The 15,515-nt window shown below is 73.0% G+C and carries 13 protein-coding genes; 9 read left to right on the plus strand and 4 right to left on the minus strand.

The features are described from left to right. Positions 1-4: 4 nt before the first annotated feature. Entirely contained in the window at positions 5-949 is a 945-nt protein-coding gene (locus AB0M80_RS30595; RefSeq protein ID WP_364571857.1) for an MBL fold metallo-hydrolase, read from the minus strand. A gap of 403 nt (positions 950-1,352) precedes the next feature. On the opposite strand from AB0M80_RS30595, the gene AB0M80_RS30600 reads away from it, so the two are divergent. From AB0M80_RS30600 to AB0M80_RS30615, 4 genes are all read left to right on the plus strand, one after another. After that, positions 1,353-1,829, plus strand: a complete 477-nt coding sequence (locus AB0M80_RS30600; protein ID WP_364571859.1) for a PTS sugar transporter subunit IIB — start codon at positions 1,353-1,355, stop codon at positions 1,827-1,829. A gap of 7 nt (positions 1,830-1,836) precedes the next feature. Further along, positions 1,837-3,462: a PTS system mannose/fructose/sorbose family transporter subunit IID gene (locus AB0M80_RS30605; protein WP_364571861.1), complete on the plus strand. Its 1,626-nt coding sequence runs from the start codon at positions 1,837-1,839 to the stop codon at positions 3,460-3,462. Positions 3,463-3,577: 115 nt separating this feature from the next. Further along, positions 3,578-3,976 carry a PTS mannose transporter subunit IIAB gene (locus AB0M80_RS30610; protein WP_364571863.1) on the plus strand — a complete coding sequence of 133 codons (399 nt, stop codon included), beginning with the start codon at positions 3,578-3,580 and terminating at the stop codon, positions 3,974-3,976. Next, entirely contained in the window at positions 3,973-5,289 is a 1,317-nt protein-coding gene (locus AB0M80_RS30615) for a hypothetical protein (protein WP_364571865.1), read from the plus strand. Before AB0M80_RS30610 ends, AB0M80_RS30615 begins: the two co-directional genes overlap by 4 nt. Before the next feature lie 13 nt (positions 5,290-5,302). Here the strand turns inward: AB0M80_RS30615 and AB0M80_RS30620 are convergent, their stop codons facing one another. Together AB0M80_RS30620 and AB0M80_RS30625 are read right to left on the minus strand one after the other, a co-directional pair. After that, positions 5,303-6,073: a GntR family transcriptional regulator gene (locus AB0M80_RS30620; protein ID WP_364571867.1), complete on the minus strand. Its 771-nt coding sequence runs from the start codon at positions 6,071-6,073 to the stop codon at positions 5,303-5,305. A 176-nt stretch (positions 6,074-6,249) separates the two neighbouring features. Beyond that, positions 6,250-9,336, minus strand: a complete 3,087-nt coding sequence (locus AB0M80_RS30625; RefSeq protein WP_364571869.1) for a BTAD domain-containing putative transcriptional regulator — start codon at positions 9,334-9,336, stop codon at positions 6,250-6,252. Between the two features lie 186 nt (positions 9,337-9,522). Here AB0M80_RS30625 and AB0M80_RS30630 point away from each other — a divergent pair, with 186 nt between their 5' ends. Beyond that, positions 9,523-10,149: a thioesterase domain-containing protein gene (locus AB0M80_RS30630; protein ID WP_364571871.1), complete on the plus strand. Its 627-nt coding sequence runs from the start codon at positions 9,523-9,525 to the stop codon at positions 10,147-10,149. A 69-nt stretch (positions 10,150-10,218) separates the two neighbouring features. Here the strand turns inward: AB0M80_RS30630 and AB0M80_RS30635 are convergent, their stop codons facing one another. Further along, positions 10,219-10,938, minus strand: a complete 720-nt coding sequence (locus AB0M80_RS30635; protein WP_364571873.1) for a TetR/AcrR family transcriptional regulator — start codon at positions 10,936-10,938, stop codon at positions 10,219-10,221. A gap of 118 nt (positions 10,939-11,056) precedes the next feature. Here AB0M80_RS30635 and AB0M80_RS30640 point away from each other — a divergent pair, with 118 nt between their 5' ends. From AB0M80_RS30640 to AB0M80_RS30655, 4 genes are all read left to right on the plus strand, one after another. Further along, on the plus strand, positions 11,057-12,433 hold the full coding sequence (locus AB0M80_RS30640; protein WP_364571875.1) for a serine hydrolase domain-containing protein: 1,377 nt from the start codon (positions 11,057-11,059) through the stop codon (positions 12,431-12,433). A 350-nt stretch (positions 12,434-12,783) separates the two neighbouring features. Next, entirely contained in the window at positions 12,784-13,764 is a 981-nt protein-coding gene (locus tag AB0M80_RS30645; RefSeq protein ID WP_364571877.1) for an ABC transporter substrate-binding protein, read from the plus strand. A gap of 230 nt (positions 13,765-13,994) precedes the next feature. Beyond that, on the plus strand, positions 13,995-14,801 hold the full coding sequence (locus tag AB0M80_RS30650) for an ABC transporter ATP-binding protein (RefSeq protein ID WP_364572182.1): 807 nt from the start codon (positions 13,995-13,997) through the stop codon (positions 14,799-14,801). Beyond that, on the plus strand, positions 14,794-15,501 hold the full coding sequence (locus tag AB0M80_RS30655; RefSeq protein WP_364571879.1) for an ABC transporter ATP-binding protein: 708 nt from the start codon (positions 14,794-14,796) through the stop codon (positions 15,499-15,501). Before AB0M80_RS30650 ends, AB0M80_RS30655 begins: the two co-directional genes overlap by 8 nt. Positions 15,502-15,515: the final 14 nt, after the last annotated feature.

The raw sequence follows: 15,515 nt of genomic DNA on the forward strand, positions 1-15,515 counted from the left end.
GGGCCTAGGAAATCCGGCGGACCGGTTCGCTGCCCAGCAGGGAGTCGAGGTCGATGCGGCCGCCCGCGGCGGCCAGCACCGCGTCGATCGCCAGGTCGACGTCGAGCTTGCGGTCGTGCTGGTCGGCGTAGGCGCGCATCAGGTTCCCGATGTGCCGCTCCGGGTTGCGCCACGTGGGCCACCGCAGGGACGCCTGCTTCGCCAGCTTCGCGAAGTCGGCCTGGCGCGCGGTCGCCTCCAGCAGCCACTCCAGGTAGACGCGCATCGCGTGGAAGGCCGTGTGGCCGGGATTCGCCACCGGGCCGTGGCCGGGCACCAGGGTGCGCGGGCGGAACGTGTCCTGCAGCCAGTCGAGCGCGTCGAGCCAGCCGGGGATCGAGCCGTGCACCGCCATCGGGGTGTCGCCGATGAACACCAGGTCGCCGGTGAACAACGTGCCCGACCGCGGCTCGTACACCACCAGGTCGCCCGCCGTGTGCGCGACGCCGGGCACGGCCACGACGTCGGCCGTCGCGCCGCCGAGGTCGAGGCGGTGCCGGCCGGTCACCGGCCGGACCGCGTCCGGCTCCGGCGGCTCCAGCACGCCCCACCGGGTGTAGGTGAAGACGTTGCCGTAGGTCTGCGGCCCGGCCTTGACCAGTTCGAGGCTGCCGGGGGCGGCCAGCGCGGTCCCGCCGTCACGCAGCGCGACGCCGAGACCGTTGTGGTGTTCGCCGTGCGCGTGCGTGATGACGACCGTGAGCTCCTGGTCGCCCGCGTACTTGCGGACGTCGCGCAGCAGCTCCAGTGTCGCCTGCTCGGTGCCGCAGGTGTCGATCAGGGCGACGCCCTCGCTGCCCTGGATCCAGCCGCTGTTCGCGACGAACCACTCGGCCGGGCTCTTCACGTACGCCACCACTCCCGGCCGCGCGTGCCGGAGCGGGACGATGTTCGATCTGACGGCCGGCATGTTTCCTCCCCTGGACGGACGATGCGGTTAACGACGGTGGCCGGGCCAGGTTGCGCGGATTCTCCCGGAATGTTCGCGCTGGGTGACCACGGTGGCGGCCCGGTCGCGGTCGTGTCGGCCGCCTGCATTTCGCGAAGGTGAATTTCGGCAATTTCGGTCGGTTGATCGGTCGAGAATTTCCCGGATTGTTCCGCGGTCAAGGTCTTGACAGTCGATCACGACCGTTCATACTGGTATATACCTTTATGGGAGGGTCCGGGAGAAAATCCAGGGGGACTTCGCGCTCGTGGGCTGACGGAAGGTCTGAGGGGTCCTTCCGTCGGCCGCGCGGAGGCCGGTCACCGGCAGTTGACACACATACTGGTACGAACCAGTATGTCTCCTGCCGTCCGGGAGGAGAAACATGGCGGGGGCACACGTCCGGATCGACAACCGGCTGATCCACGGGCAGGTCACCGTCGCGTGGACCCGCCGCCTCGGCGTGCGCCGCCTGATCGTCTGCAACGACGACGTCGCCGCCGACGACCTCCAGCGGATGCTGCTCCCGCAGGCCGCCCGCGGGCTGCCGACCGACGTGCTGTCCGTCGAAGCCACGCTGGCCGTGGAAGCCGGCACGGACATGATGATCATCGCCAAGCACCCCGAGGACGTCTTCCGCCTCGTCGAGGGCGGGCTGCGGCCCGAGGTCGTCAACGTCGGCAACGTCGCACCCCGGCCGGGCGCCGCGTACACCATGGTCACCCGCTCGGTCGCGGTCACCGCGGACGAGGCCGACGCCTACCGCAAGCTCGCCGCCGCGGGCGTCCCGCTGGTCACGCAGCTGCTGCCGCAGGACAAGCCCGCCGAGTTCGTCCCGTTGCTCGACCGGAAAGGGCTGTAGCCGGAGCATGCTCGTCGCGTTGGCCCTGACCCTCTGGGCGATCTACTGCACCTACGACGGGCTCGGCCCGTTCCTGATCTACGCCCAGCGCCCGCTCATCGCCGGCTCGGTGGCCGGCCTGATCACCGGCCACCCCCTGCTCGGCCTGCTGATCGGCGCGACGCTGGAGCTGGCCGCCCTCGGCGTCTACACCTACGGCGGCGCGACGATCCCGGACTACCAGACCGGCGCGATCGTCGGCACCGCGCTGGCCGCGGGCGCCACCGGCAACCCCGCCGCGCAGGCCGCGATCGGCCTCGGTGTCGGGCTGCCGGCGGCGATCCTGCTGTCGGCGCTGGACCCGGTCGGCAAGATGGTCACCACCGCGCTGGTGCACCGGGCCGACGGCCACGCCGCGGACGGCAACGCGCGCGGGCTGGCCGTGATCCACTGGGTGAGCCTCCTCCCGTGGGTCGCGGTGCGCGCCGTCCCGACGTTCCTCGCCGCGCTCGCCGCGTCCGGCGGGCTGGTCAAGGACATCACCGCGAGCATCCCCGCCGGGTTCGTGCAGGGCATGACGCTGGCCGGGTCCCTGCTGCCGGCGGTCGGCTTCGCGCTGCTGCTCGGCATGATGGAGCTGTCGCGGTACTGGTACCTGCTGCTCATCGGGTTCGTCGGGTTCGCCTACCTGCACCTGCCGGTGCTGGGCATCGCGCTGATCGGCGTCGCGGTCGCGATGCTGTTCGTGACGCTGAAACGCGACGAACCGGCCATCGTCGTCCCCGAGTCCACGGAAGGGTCCCCCGAAGAGTCCCCGGTGGACCCTCGGTTGACGAAACAGGACCTGCGCCGCGCGTTCCGCCGGTACTTCTGGTCGAGCCAGATCTCGTGGAACTACGAGCGGATGCAGGCACTCGGGTTCGCGTATTCGATGGAACCGGTGCTGCGCCGGCTCTACCCGGAGAAGGCCGACTACGTCGCCGGCCTGCAGCGGCACCTGCAGTTCTTCAACACCTCCGTGCTCATCGGCGGCCCGCTGATCCTCGGCTCCAGCGTCGCGCTGGAGGAGGCGGGCACACCGAAATCGGCGGCGAGCACCAAGGTCGCGCTGATGGGCCCGCTGGCCGGCATCGGCGACACGCTCGTCTTCGCGCTGTACAACAGCATCGTCTTCACCATGGGCGCGTCGTGGGCGCTGCAGGGCAACTGGCTGGGGCCCGCCTTCGCCGCGGTGATGGTGCTCGTGCCGTACGCGCTGGTGCGGCGCTGGCAGTTCGGGTTCGCCTACCGTGAAGGGAAGCGGCTGGCCGGGCACCTCGCCGCCGGCGCGCTCGCGCGCGTGGCGCAGGGGGCGACCGTGCTCGGGTTCGTCGTGCTCGGCGGGTTCATCCCGTCGATCGTCAAGGTCGTCACCACGCTGACCTACCGGCAGACCACCACGGTCCAGGGGCAGCCGGTGACCCAGGCCGTGGCGATCCAGGACCGGCTGGACGAGCTCCTGCCGTTCCTGCTGCCGGTGCTGGTCACCGCCGGGGTTTACCTGCTGACGGCCAAGGCCCGGCTGCGGCCGGTCTGGGTCATCGCGGTCGTCGTCGCCGCCGGAGTCGTCCTGGGGTGGCTCGGCTGGTTCGCGCCGGCCCCGGCGAAGAATTAGCAATCCGGCCAAAAGCAGGCCGCCCCACGAGCGATAGGGAGCCGTTGCCACGAAAGCCATCCGGCCGTGACTGTGGTCGGATGGCTGACGAACGACACAGCTTAGGAGAGGCGCCATGTCCGTCCCGATCATCCTCGCCGGCCACGGCCGCCTGCCGTCCGGCGTCGGGGAGGCCGCCGAGATGATCCTCGGCCCGCAGTCGCGGCTGAAGGTCTGCGAGCTGAGCCCGCGCGACAGCCCGGAGGAGTTCGGTGCCCGGCTGCTCGCGCTGGCCCACGACGCCGAGGGCGTGCTCGTGCTCGCCGACCTGCACGGCGGCTCGCCGTTCAACGCCGTCCGCGCGCTGGCCGCCGTGCCCGGCGTGCGCCCGCGCATCGAGCTGGTCTCGGGGCTGAACCTGCCGATGCTGCTGGAAGTCCTGCTGCACACGACCGGCGACGTCACCGAGCTCGCCGGGGTGGCCCGCGCCGCCGGCCGCGACGGCGTCGTCGACGTCCTGGAATCGACCTGGTGACCGCCGCGCTCCTGCTCGCCGCGCAAGACGTCCGGATCACGCCGGGGCCTGGGCACCCGCTCGGCGGCTACCTGGCCCGCGACGGCGTCGCGACCGGCACCCACGACGACCTCGAGGCGTCGCTGATCTGGCTGTCCACCGAGGACGACCCGGGCGTGGTGTGGGTCGCGCTGGACGCGCTCGCGGTCGACGCCGGGCTCACCCGCACCCTGGCCGACGCGGTCGCCGCGGCGGTGGGCATCGACCCGGACCGGGTGCTCGTCTGCGCGTCGCACACGCATTCCGGGCCCGAGGGCTGGACCGGCCCGCTGCACCCGGGGCTGCCGGGGCGGCGCGACGCCGGGCTGGTCGGCGCCGTGGCGGAGAAGGTCACCGGCGCCGCGCTGCGGCTGCGCGCCGGCCGCGGCCGCGTCCGGGCCCGCTGGCACGCGGGGGAGACGGAGGCCGTCGGCGGCAACCGCTACCGGCCCGACGGGCCGCACGACACGTCGTTCGGCGTGCTCGAGCTGCGTCGCGACGACGGCACCCCGGCCGCGCTGCTGTTCGACTACGCCAGCCACCCCACGGTGCTCGGCCCCGACAACCTCGCCTGGTCGGCGGACTGGCCGGGTGCGACCCGCCGCGAGCTGGCCACGCTGACCGGGCAGCCCATCGCGGCTTTCCTGCAGGGCGCCGCGGGGGACGCGAGCTCGCGGTTCGTCCGCCGCGGCCGCGACCACGCCGAGGTCCGCACGCTCGGCGGCCACCTCGCGACGTCGATCGCGCGCACGCTCGCGGCGGTGGCTTCACCGCTCGCGGCCGCCGGCCCGGTCCAGCTGACCCGGTCCACGCTGCACCTGCCCTACCGCGACGTGCCTTCGCTGGAGGACAGCCTGGAGCTGCGGCAGGCGGCGGAGACGGAGTGGCAGCGCGAGCTGGCCCACCACGGCGAGGACCACCCGGCGGTCCGGATCGCGCAGACCCGCTACGAGGGCTGCGCGATGCTGGCGACGATGGCGGCGGGCGGCCGGCCGACCGGCTGCGCCGAGGTGCCGGTCAGCGTGGTGTCACTCGGGGAGATCGCCTGGCTGCACACGCCGTTCGAGCTGTTCGCGTCGCTGGGGCTGCGGATCCGGCGGGGGAGCCCGTTCCGGCACACGCGGGTGATCGGCTACACCGACGGGTACCTGGGCTACCTGCCGGACGCCGAGGGACACCGCGACGGGATCTACGAGTCGTACGTGACGCTGTTCGGCCCGGAGGCCGCGGACGTGCTGGTGGAGCACTGCCTGAAGGTGTTGCGGGCGCACCAGCTCAGCTGCTGCCGTGAGTGAGCGGTCGCCCCGCTCAGGAGGCCGGGCTGCGCCGAGCCTGCGTGAACACCGTGTAGCGGTCCGCCCGGTACAGCGACCGGCCCGCTTCGATGACGCCGCCGCTCTGGTCGTGCAGCGTGCCTTCGATGATCAGGCACGGCTGAGTGGCTTCGATGCCGAGCAACGCCGCGTCGTGGCCGTTCGGCAGCACCGCGGAGATCGCCGTGTCGTTCCACTCGGCGCGCACGCCCCAGCGTTCCTCGATCGTCCGGTGCAGGGACTGGGTTTCCCAGTCGAACAGCTCGATGTCCGGGAACCGGTCGACGGACAGGTTGGTGCGCTCCACCGCGAACGGCTCGTCCTCGACGTAGCGGAGCCGCTCCAGCCGGAACACCCGGGCGCCCGGCGGCACGTTCAGCCGCCCCGCGATGCGCGGGCCCGCGCTCTCCACCTCCGCGTGCAGCACCTTCGTCTTCGGCACCACCCCGCGGGCCTGCATGTCCTCGGTGAACGAGGTCAGCATGTCGATGTGCGCCGTCTGCCGTTCCGCGGTGAACGTCGCGGTCCCGTGCTGGCGGTACAGGACGCCGTCCGCGACGAGCCGGTTGACCTCCTGCCGCACGGTGCCGCGCGCGACCTGGAAGTGCTCGGCGAGGAACCGCTCCGACGGCATCAGCCGGCCGGGACCGACCTCGTTCGCGACGGTTTCCAGGATTTCGCGGAGCTGATCGCCCTTCGGCCGCCCCGGCTGCAGCGCGTCCGGGAGGCGCAGATCGCTCGCGGGGACGTGTTTCGGACGGGGCATGGCTTCAGTATGTCGCGCCGCGGGCACGGAGGTAACACCCGGCGCGGCTCAGCCTGGGGTGCGGTCGTTGAGGTGGGCCAGGAAATTCGCGGGGTGCGGTGGTCGAAGTGGGCCAGGAAATTCGCAGCGAGGACTTCCCCTTGTGAGGTGCCCGATGGCGTGGCGGTGGCTGCGGCTCAGCCTGGGGCACGGTCGTCGAGGTGGGCCAGGAAGTCCGCGGCGAGGGACTCGCCCGTGACGTGCCCGACGGCGCGGTAGAGCGCGCGGGACTCCCGGGCCGTTCCGCCGGCCAGCGTCGACCGGCCCGTCGCCGCTTCGACCGCCGCCAGTCCCAGCAGCGCCTCCGCTTCGACCAGGCGGAACCCGCCCGCCCGGGCCGCGTCGAGCGCCGTGCGCGCGTGTTCGCCCGCTTCGGCCGCGCGCCCGCCGGCGGCGAGGACCCGCGCCAGCGTCGCGGCCGCTTCGGCCAGCTGGCCCCGCAGTCCCGACTCCGCGGTCAGCTCCCTGGCCTCGCGCAGGACGCGTTCCGCGGCGTCGAGGTCGCCCCGGCTCTCTTCCGCCCGGCCGAGCGCGATCAGCGCGGCGGCTTCGACCTGCCGGTCGCCGTCGCGGCGGACGCACTCGAGGGCCCCTTCCGCCGTCCGTGCCGCCGAGGCGTGCTCGCCGCGGGCGATCTGCAGCGCGCTCACGACGTTCAGCGCGGTGGCCTCGCCGAAGCTGGACCCGATGGCGCGGAAGGCCTGCAACGCCTGGTCGAGGACCTCCCCGGACTCCGCCAGCCGCCCGGTGGCGAGCAGCACCCAGCCGAGGTCGGCGAGGTTGGCGGCCTCCCAGAACGCGAGGTCCTCCTTGCGGGCCAGCGCGATCGCCTCGACCAGGCAGTCCTCGGCCTGCTCCAGCCGGCCCAGCTGCCGGTAGTGGCAGCTGAGCGAATTGAGTGCGAGGGCTTCGCCCGACCGGTTGGCCAGCTCGCGGAACAGCTGGATCGCGCGACGGCTGTGCTCGACGGCCTCCGAGAGCCGGCCGGTCCACTCCAGCATCGCGCCGAGGTTCGCCACCGCCGTGGCCTCGCACTGCCGCCACCCGCACGCCCGGCTGGCCAGCACCGCCTTCTCCGAGTGCCGGATGCCGGCTTCGTGCTGGCCTTCGCGGAAGTACGCGCCGCCGATGGACAGGTGCACCAGCGCTTCGGCGGGCTGGGCGCCGTGGTCCTGCGCCGCCCGCAGCACGATCGGGGCCAGCTCGAGCCATTCCGCGCGGCGGCCGTGGTCGTGGAAGAACCGCCGCAACGCGTCGGCGAGGTACCAGGCGCCGGGGTACGGCCCGCGCGTCGCGGCCTGCCGCAGCGCCGCCGAGAGGTTCGGCACCTCGACGTCCAGCCAGGCCACGGCTTCGGCCGCGCCGGCGAAGACGACCGGGCTCGGCGCCGACGGCGCGTCTTCGCGGGGCAGCGCCACGATCCGCGCGCCGAGCAGCGCGACGGCGGCGTCCGCGGCCGCGCAGTAGCCGGTGAACAGCCGTTCCCACGCCCGGTCCCGCGCGGGTTCGTCCTCCTCGGCGCGGACACACTGCTCGGCGTAGCGCCGGGCGAGGTCGTGGAACCGGTAGCGGCGGGGCGAGTGCGCCTCGAGGAGGTTCGCCGCGGTCAGCCCGCGCAGCCGCCGGGTCGCCTCCACGGCCGGCACGTCCAGCAGGGCCGCCGCGGCGACCGCCGTGAAGTCGGCCCCCGGCACCAGCGCGAGCAGCCGGAACGCCTGCCGCAGCCCTGGTGGCAGCGCCTGGTAGGACACCGAAAACGCCTTGGCGACGGCGCTTTCCCCGGCCCCGTCGAAGCCGAGGTGGGCCAGGGGATCCCCGCGCAGCTCGTCGACCAGCTCGCCGATGCTGGCGACCCCGGTGTTCGCCGCGGCGATCCGCAGGGCCAGGGGGTGGTGGCCGCAGAGACGGGCCAGCTCGGCCGCGGCCTCGGGCTCGGCGGCGGTCCGGTCGCCGAGCAGGGCGGTCAGCAGCGCCCGGGAGTCGTCCTCACGCAGCTGCGCCAGGCCCAGCGACCGCGCGCCGACGCGGGCGACCAGCTCGTCGAGCCGGTGGCGGCTGGTCACCAGCACCCGGCCCGACGACGGCAGCAGCGGCAGCACCTGGGCGGTGTCGCGGGCGTTGTCCAGCACCACCAGGGCCTGCCGGTCGGCCAGCAGCGACCGGTAGAGCTTGCTCTGGTCGTCGACGCCCGGCGGCACGTCCCGCAGGTCGACGCCGAGGGTCCGCAGCAGCTGCGCGAGCGCGACCGCGGGGGTGAGCGGCTCGTCGTCGGCGTCGAAGCCGCGCAGGTTCACGTACAGCTGGCCGTCGGGGTAGCGCGCCCGCGCGGTGTGGGCCCAGTGCACGGCCAGCGCGGTCTTGCCGACGCCGGCGGTACCGGTGATCACCCAGACGTCCCCGGGTTCGTCGAGCGTGGCCAGCTCCGGCGCCCGGCCGGCGAACCCGCGGACGTCCAGCGGCAGTTCGGCGGGCCGCGGCGTGACCGGGGCGGCGGTGGGCGGCGCCGGTTCGCCTTCGCCGCGCAGGATCCGCATCCGCAGGTCCTGCAGGGCCTGGCCGGGTTCGATGCCCAGTTCGTCGACCAGCAGGTCGTGCGCCCGCGTGTACGTCTCGAGTGCTTCCGGGGTGCGGCCGCAGCGGTGCAGCGCGAGCATCAGCGCGGCCCGCAGGCGCTCGCGGAACGGGTGTTCGTCGACGAGCCGCCGCAGTTCCCCGGCCACCTCGCCGTGCCGTCCCGAAGCCAGCTCCTGCTCGTACAGCTCCTCCAGCACGACGAGCCGGCGTTCGGCCAGCACCGGGCCCTCGTGCTCGGCCAGCGCCTCGCTGACCCCGCCGAGCGGGGTGCCCTCCCACAGCGCCAGCGCGGCCCGCAGGTGGGCGACGGCGTCCGGCCCGGAAGTGGCCCTGGCCTTGGCGACCTCGTCGTCGAACACGTCGAGGTCGCGGTCGCCGGGGGCGACCTCGATGAGGTAACCGGGCGCGCGCCGCACGATGACGTCGCGGCCGAGGAGCTTCCGCAGTTCCGAGATGTGCACCTGCAGCCGCCCGCGGACGCTCGGCGGCGCGTTTTCGCCCCAGGTCAGGTCGATGAGGCGGTCTTCGGTGACCACGCGGTTGGGGTTCAGCAGCAGCGCGGCCAGCACGGAGGTCTGTTTCTGGCCACCGGGGCGGATCGCGCCCGTGTCGCCGAGGACCGTGACCGGTCCGAGCAGGCGGTAGCGCACGTATTGCCCCCCGGAAGGCGGACCGAAGCGGAACGGAAGTGCTGTGGTCGACCCTACTGTGCCGGTGGTTGCCAATCCGACCGGCAGTCACGGCGGAAGGTGCCGGTGAGCGGGCCGGCTCCAGGCCGTGTCCGCCTGCTTTCGGCCGGATTGGCAACCGCCGGCGGGCAGGAAGGGAGGCCACGGGTGGACAGAGACGACGTCGAGCGCCTGTTGTTCGTCTGTTTCCCGGACGCCGGGGAAGCCGCCGGCCGCTACCGCGCCTGGCGCGATCCGAGGATCGCCGTGCAGGTCGTGGAGCTGCCCGGGCGGGGCGGACGCTGCGACGAGCACCCGTACCGGGACATGTGGCTGCTGGTCGAGGCGTTGGCCGCGGAACTGGCCGAGGTCCTCGAGAGCCCGCACGTGCTGTTCGGCGCCGGGCTCGGCGCACTGGTCGCCTACCGGCTGGCCCAGCGGCGGGTGGCCGCGGGACTGGGGGTCTCGCGGGCACTCGTCGTGGCGCACCAGCCGCCGCCGGACCGGGCCGCGCGGGCCGTGCCGGAGCAGGCGGGCCGCGCCGACGTCAGCCTGCTGGGCAGCGACGCGCACCTGCCCGTCGCACCGCCGCTGCCGTGCCCGATCCGCGGGTTCGGCGATCCGCAGGCGATGACCGGCTGGAGCGAGCACACGAGCGCCGGGTTCGTCCTCACGCCGGCGCGGGCGCAGGACAGCGCCGCCCTGCTGCGCGACGCGGTCCTGCGGTCGGCCTACCTGATCTCCGCCTTGGCCGTGCAGGAGCCCGGGACGCCGTCGAAGCTGACCGAGGCGTAACCCGGGCGCGGCCACGCCCGGCCCGCGTCGGTTCGCCGCGCCCGCCGCGCCCGCCGTGGCGGCCGCGGATCAGCCGAGGCGGGCGGCCAGGCCGTCCAGTACGCGGTCGAGGCCGTAGCGGAATCCGTCGCCGCGGGCCGTCGCCGCGTCGGTCTCGGCCCCGGTGGCCAGCTTGTGCAGCCGGGGGTACGGCTTGGTCGCTTCGATCGCCGCCGGGCGCAGGCGGTCGACCCAGTCCTGCTCGGTGTGGCCGCTTCGCGCCAGCGTCGTGAGCCAGGCGGCCTCGGTGGTGCCCGTGCCGATCACGTACGCCATCACCGTGCTGAGAGCCAGGTCCGCTTCGGCCAGGCCGAACCCGGCGGCTTCGAACAGGCCCAGCATGCGCTCGTTCAGCCGCATCACGTTCGGTCCCAGGTACGACAACCCGACCTGGCCGAGCACGGAGGCGATCCACGTGTGCTTCACCAGCACCGCCCGCGCGCTTTCGGCGCAGACGGTGACCGCCGCACGCCAGTCCCTGCCCCAGAGGTCCGGCACCTCGATCTGGCCGTAGACCTCGTCGACGGCGAGCTCGAGCAGCTCGTCCTTGTTCGCCACGTGCCGGTACAGCGAAGTCGCACCGGCGTCCAGGCGTGCGCCGAGCTTGCGCATGCTCAGCGCTTCGATGCCTTCGGTGTCCAGCAGGTCGAGGGCCTCGGCCACGATCTGCGCCCGGCTCAGTGCCGGCTGCTCCCGCCGCCGCTGCGGCCGCGTCCACACCGACGCCACGGGCTGCTCATCGGCCGCCATCCGGCCTCCTCTCGTCAGGTGCAGCGTAGCGCACGATGTACGCCCCTTGCGCACGACGTTCAGTTATGCGTACAGTGTGCGCAACAAGGGAACACTGTACGCATGAAGGAGACGCTCGATGACTTTCGACTCCGCCCGCTGGCAGCGCCGGTTCGACGAACTGCGCGCCGCGCACCACGTCCCGGGCGCCACCCTGGCCGTGCTCGTCGACGGCGAGGTCCACGAGCTCGCCACCGGCGTGCTGCACCGCGGCACGGGTGTGGCCGCGACGACCGACTCGCTGTTCCAGGTCGGCTCGATCACCAAGATCCACACCGCGACCCTCGTCATGCAGCTCGCCGAAGAGGGCGCGCTGGACCTCGACGCCCCGGTCCGGGCCGTGCTGCCGGACTTCACGGTCGCCGACGCGGGCGCGTCGAAGACGATCACCGCGCGTCAGCTGCTGTCCCACACGAGCGGGCTCACCTGTGACTTCACCCACGACACCGGGCGCGGCGACGACTGCCTCGCCGCCTACGTCGAGGCGGCCGCGGACGTCCCGCTCGACTGTCCGCCCGGGACGGGCATCTCCTACAGCAGCGTCGGCTACAACGTGCTCGGCCGGATCGTCGAGGTGCTCACCGGGCAGACCTGGGACGCCGCGCTCCGGGACCGGCTCTGCGTGCCGCTCGGCCTCACGCACACGGTGACGCTGCCCGAAGAGGTGCTCCGGTTCCGCGCCGCCATGGGGCACCTCGGCGCCGCGGGTACCGACCCCGATCCGGCGCCGGTGTGGAACCCGCTGCCGCGTTCGGCCGGGCCGTACGGCGGCGTCCTGTGCGCCACCGCGGCCGACGTCCTGCGGCTCGCCCGGATGCACCTCGACGGCGGCACCGCGCCGGACGGAACCCGGTTGCTGCGCCCGGAAACCGTCGCCGCGATGCAGCGGCGCGAAACCGACTGCCCCGACAAGTGGACGGTGGACTCCGACGGCTGGGGCCTCGGCTGGACGCTCTACGACTGGGACGGCACCCCCGGCTTCGGCCACGACGGCGCGACGATCGGCCAGTACGGTTTTCTGCGCGTGGCCCCGGAAGCCGGTGTGGCGGCCGTGCTGCTGACCAACGGCGGCGGAGCCCGGCGGCTCTACTCGGACCTCTTCCGGGAACTGCTCGGCGAACTGGCCGGCGTCCGCATGCCCGCCCCGTTCGGCCCGCCCGCGCAGCCGGTTCCGGTCCGCCTCGGCGACCGTGCGGGCACCTACCGGCGGGAGGGCGTCGAAATCACCATGTCCGAGCGCGACGGCGTCCCGCACCTGCGGTACGCGTTCGTCGACGGCATGGCCGGCCTGGCGCCGGCGATCGAGTCGGACCTGATCGCCGTGTCGGAGACCGTGTTCGCCGGACGGGCCGACGGTGCGTTCGGCGACGACTGGCTGCCGGTCGTGTTCTGGACCCTCGAGGACGGCACCGGCTGTGTGTACGTCGGCATGCGGGCGACGCCGAAGGTGGCCTGACCGGACCAACGGCGGGCGCCCTTTTTTTCGGACCGAAGCCGGTGTGCGCAATTCGTCTTCGGCTATTCGACGGCACGTGCGCGATTCGTTTTCGAATGGGTCGCCGGATGTGTCGGGTGACGGCGTCGTCACGCTCTGGTGGCGAGCATCTGCAGTGATGTGCTGGTCCGGTTGGCGGACATCGATCACCCTCTGTACCGGGTTCTCGTGGGTTTGTTTCCTGCGGTGATCACCGCGCCGGCAGTTACTGGCAACGATTTGCGGCCGCGGAAATCGTCATCTACAGTCCGGCGAATCACGGCTCGACGAGCCGGATTCCGTGGTCTGAAGATTCTTTTCCGAGGAGTGGTATGCCCCAACGCGCCTCGACACGCCGGCTCGCCGTGCTCGCTCTGGTCGTCGTCGCCCTCCTGAGCGGGTGCAGTCAGCCCGGCGGGTCCAAGAGCGGCGGTGCCGTCGAAAAGCCGTCGATCCGGGTCGCCATCCTCACCACCGTCGACCTCGCTCCCCTGTGGCTGGCGCAGGAGGGCGGGTACTTCAAGGCCGAAGGCCTCGAAGTGCAGACCGACGTCGGCGCCAGCGGTCAGGAGACGCTGACCCGGATGGCGAACGGCCAGGACGACCTCGCGCTGTCCACCTACACGCTGTTCTTCCTGGCGAAGAACAGCGGTTCCGCGGACGTGAAGCTGGTGACCGACGGCACCTCGGCGAGCCCGCGCAGCAACGAGGTCGTCACCGTGCCGAACTCCCCGGTGAAGACCGTGAAGGACCTCGGCGGCAAGCGGATCGCGATCAGCTCGAAGAACGCGGCTTCGGACGTGCTGACCCGGTCGGTGATGCGCGACCACGGCGTCGACCCCGGCAACGTGCAGTGGGTCCCCATGCCGCTGGGGGAAATGAGCGCCGCGCTGGCGCAGGGCCGGGTCGACGCGGCCTACCAGCCGGAGCCGTTCCTCACCCAGGCCGCCCGGACGGCCGGCGCGTACCCGGTGGTCGACGCGGCCAGCGGCAGCACGCAGAACTTCCCGCTCACCGGCTACGGCGCCACCGCCAAGTGGGTCCAGGACCACCCGAAGACCCTCGCCGCGTTCCAGCGCGCGATGCTCAACGCCACGCGTGCGGCGGTGGACCGCGCCCGGATCGAACCGCTCGTCGTCCGCAACGCCCGCGTGGACCAGGACATCGCCAGCCTGATGGTGATGCCCGCGTTCGCCTCCACTTTGGACGCCCGCCGCATCCAGCGGGTGCCGGACCTGTTGCGGCAGCTGGGCGTCGTCCAGACGAGGATCGACGCTTCCTCGATGATCGCGCCGCAGACCGGCAACGGCTGAGCGGAGACCGGCAGTACGAAGAAAGGGCGGGTGCGCGAAGCTGCGCACCCGCCCTTCTTCGTGCGGCCAGGACTTCCCGCGGCCGCCGGATACTTCGAAAGTTCCGCGCCGGGTCCGGTTTCGGCGATTCGCACCTTGACACGACCGCCGCCGCAGCCCACCCTCTTCATACCGACCGCGCGGTACGGCCTGGTCCACATAGTGGGACGGGAGAGACGGGAGAGTCGATGATGACCCCTCTTGGTGAGGCTCTGCCCGGCGAGGACCTGCTCGTGGTCGACGGCCTCACCGTGCGCTTCGGCGGGCTCACCGCCCTGCACGACGTCCACTTGAGCGTCGACGCCGGCACCGTCGTCGGGGTGATCGGACCCAACGGCGCGGGCAAGACGACGCTGTTCAACGTCGTCTGCGGGTTCGTCCGGCCCCAGGCGGGCCGCGTGCTGTGGCGGGGACGGCCGCTCGTCCGGCACCGCCCCGAGCACCTCGCCCGGCTCGGCATCGTCCGGACGCTGCAGGGCCTCGGCCTGTTCCCCGGGCTGACCGTGCTCGAGAACGTGATGGCCGGTGCGGGCCGCCACGCGCGGACCGGCCTGCTCCCCGCGCTCGCCGGCGCCGGTCGCTCGGCGCGCGACGAAGCCGCGTTGGCCACCCGCGCCCGCGCAACCCTCGGCGAGCTCGGCATCGCCGACCTCGCCGGCCGGCTACCCGGCGTTCTGCCCTACGGCGTGCGGAAACGCGTCGCGCTCGCCCGCGCCCTCGTGGCCGACCCCGATCTGCTCCTGCTCGACGAACCCGCGAGCGGGCTGTCGGCCGCCGAGCTCGCCGAGCTTTCGACGTTGATCGTTTCGCTCCGGCGGCACATGGCGGTCGTGCTCGTCGAACACCACATGGACCTCGTCATGGAGGTCTGCGACCGGGTCGTGGTGCTGAACTTCGGCGAGGTGATCGCGGCCGGCACCCCGGCCGAGATCCAGGCCGACCCCCGCGTGGCCGAGGCGTACCTCGGCGACCCCGCCGAGGAGGCGCCCGGTGCTTGAGATCGAAGAGCTTTCCGTGGCCTACGGCGCGGTCAGCGCGCTCGACGGCGTCGGCATCACCGTCGAGCGCGGCGCGATCACCGCCGTGCTCGGCGCGAACGGCGCGGGCAAGACGACGCTGCTGCGCACGATCAGCGGCCTGCAGCCCGCCCGCGGCGGCCGGATCACCTGGGCCGGCAAGGAATTGACGGGGCTGGCGCCGGACCGCATCGCCCGCGGCGGGGTGGCGCACGTGCCCGAAGGCGGCGGGGTGATCACCGAGCTGACCGTCGACGAGAACCTCCGGCTGGGCGCTCTGTGGCGGCGCGACCGGGCCGACCGCGCGGCCGCCCGCCGGGAGATGTACGAGCTTTTCCCCGCGCTGGAAGAACGTTCGGCCAAACCCGCCTCGACGCTCTCCGGCGGCGAACGGCAGATGCTGGCCATCGGCCGCGCCCTGATGAGCCGGCCCGGCCTGCTGCTGCTCGACGAACCGTCGCTCGGCCTCGCACCGCTGATCACCGCCCGGATCATGGGCATCCTGCGCGATCTGCGGGCTTCCACCGGGCTCACCGTCGTGCTCGTCGAGCAGAACGCGCACAGCGCGCTGTCCATCGCCGACCGCGGGTACGTCCTCGCGCTCGGCCGCGTCGTGGCGGTCGACACCGCGGCGGAACTGCTGGCCGACGACGGCCTCCGCCACGCCTACCTCGGTTTCTGACTCTTTCTCCGATC

This window comes from Amycolatopsis sp. NPDC051045 (assembly GCF_040682955.1).
Taxonomy (GTDB): domain Bacteria; phylum Actinomycetota; class Actinomycetes; order Mycobacteriales; family Pseudonocardiaceae; genus Amycolatopsis.

Excerpts from the sequence above, each read along its gene's own strand:
- AB0M80_RS30595 (WP_364571857.1), bottom strand. The coding sequence starts at position 949 with ATGCCGGCCGTCAGATCGAACATCGTCCCGCTCCGGCACGCGCGGCCG.
- AB0M80_RS30640 (WP_364571875.1), top strand. The coding sequence starts at position 11,057 with ATGACTTTCGACTCCGCCCGCTGGCAGCGCCGGTTCGACGAACTGCGC.
- AB0M80_RS30620 (WP_364571867.1), bottom strand. The coding sequence starts at position 6,073 with ATGCCCCGTCCGAAACACGTCCCCGCGAGCGATCTGCGCCTCCCGGAC.
- AB0M80_RS30605 (WP_364571861.1), top strand. The coding sequence starts at position 1,837 with ATGCTCGTCGCGTTGGCCCTGACCCTCTGGGCGATCTACTGCACCTAC.
- AB0M80_RS30635 (WP_364571873.1), bottom strand. The coding sequence starts at position 10,938 with ATGGCGGCCGATGAGCAGCCCGTGGCGTCGGTGTGGACGCGGCCGCAG.
- AB0M80_RS30600 (WP_364571859.1), top strand. The coding sequence starts at position 1,353 with ATGGCGGGGGCACACGTCCGGATCGACAACCGGCTGATCCACGGGCAG.
- AB0M80_RS30645 (WP_364571877.1), top strand. The coding sequence starts at position 12,784 with ATGCCCCAACGCGCCTCGACACGCCGGCTCGCCGTGCTCGCTCTGGTC.
- AB0M80_RS30650 (WP_364572182.1), top strand. The coding sequence starts at position 13,995 with ATGACCCCTCTTGGTGAGGCTCTGCCCGGCGAGGACCTGCTCGTGGTC.
- AB0M80_RS30610 (WP_364571863.1), top strand. The coding sequence starts at position 3,578 with ATGTCCGTCCCGATCATCCTCGCCGGCCACGGCCGCCTGCCGTCCGGC.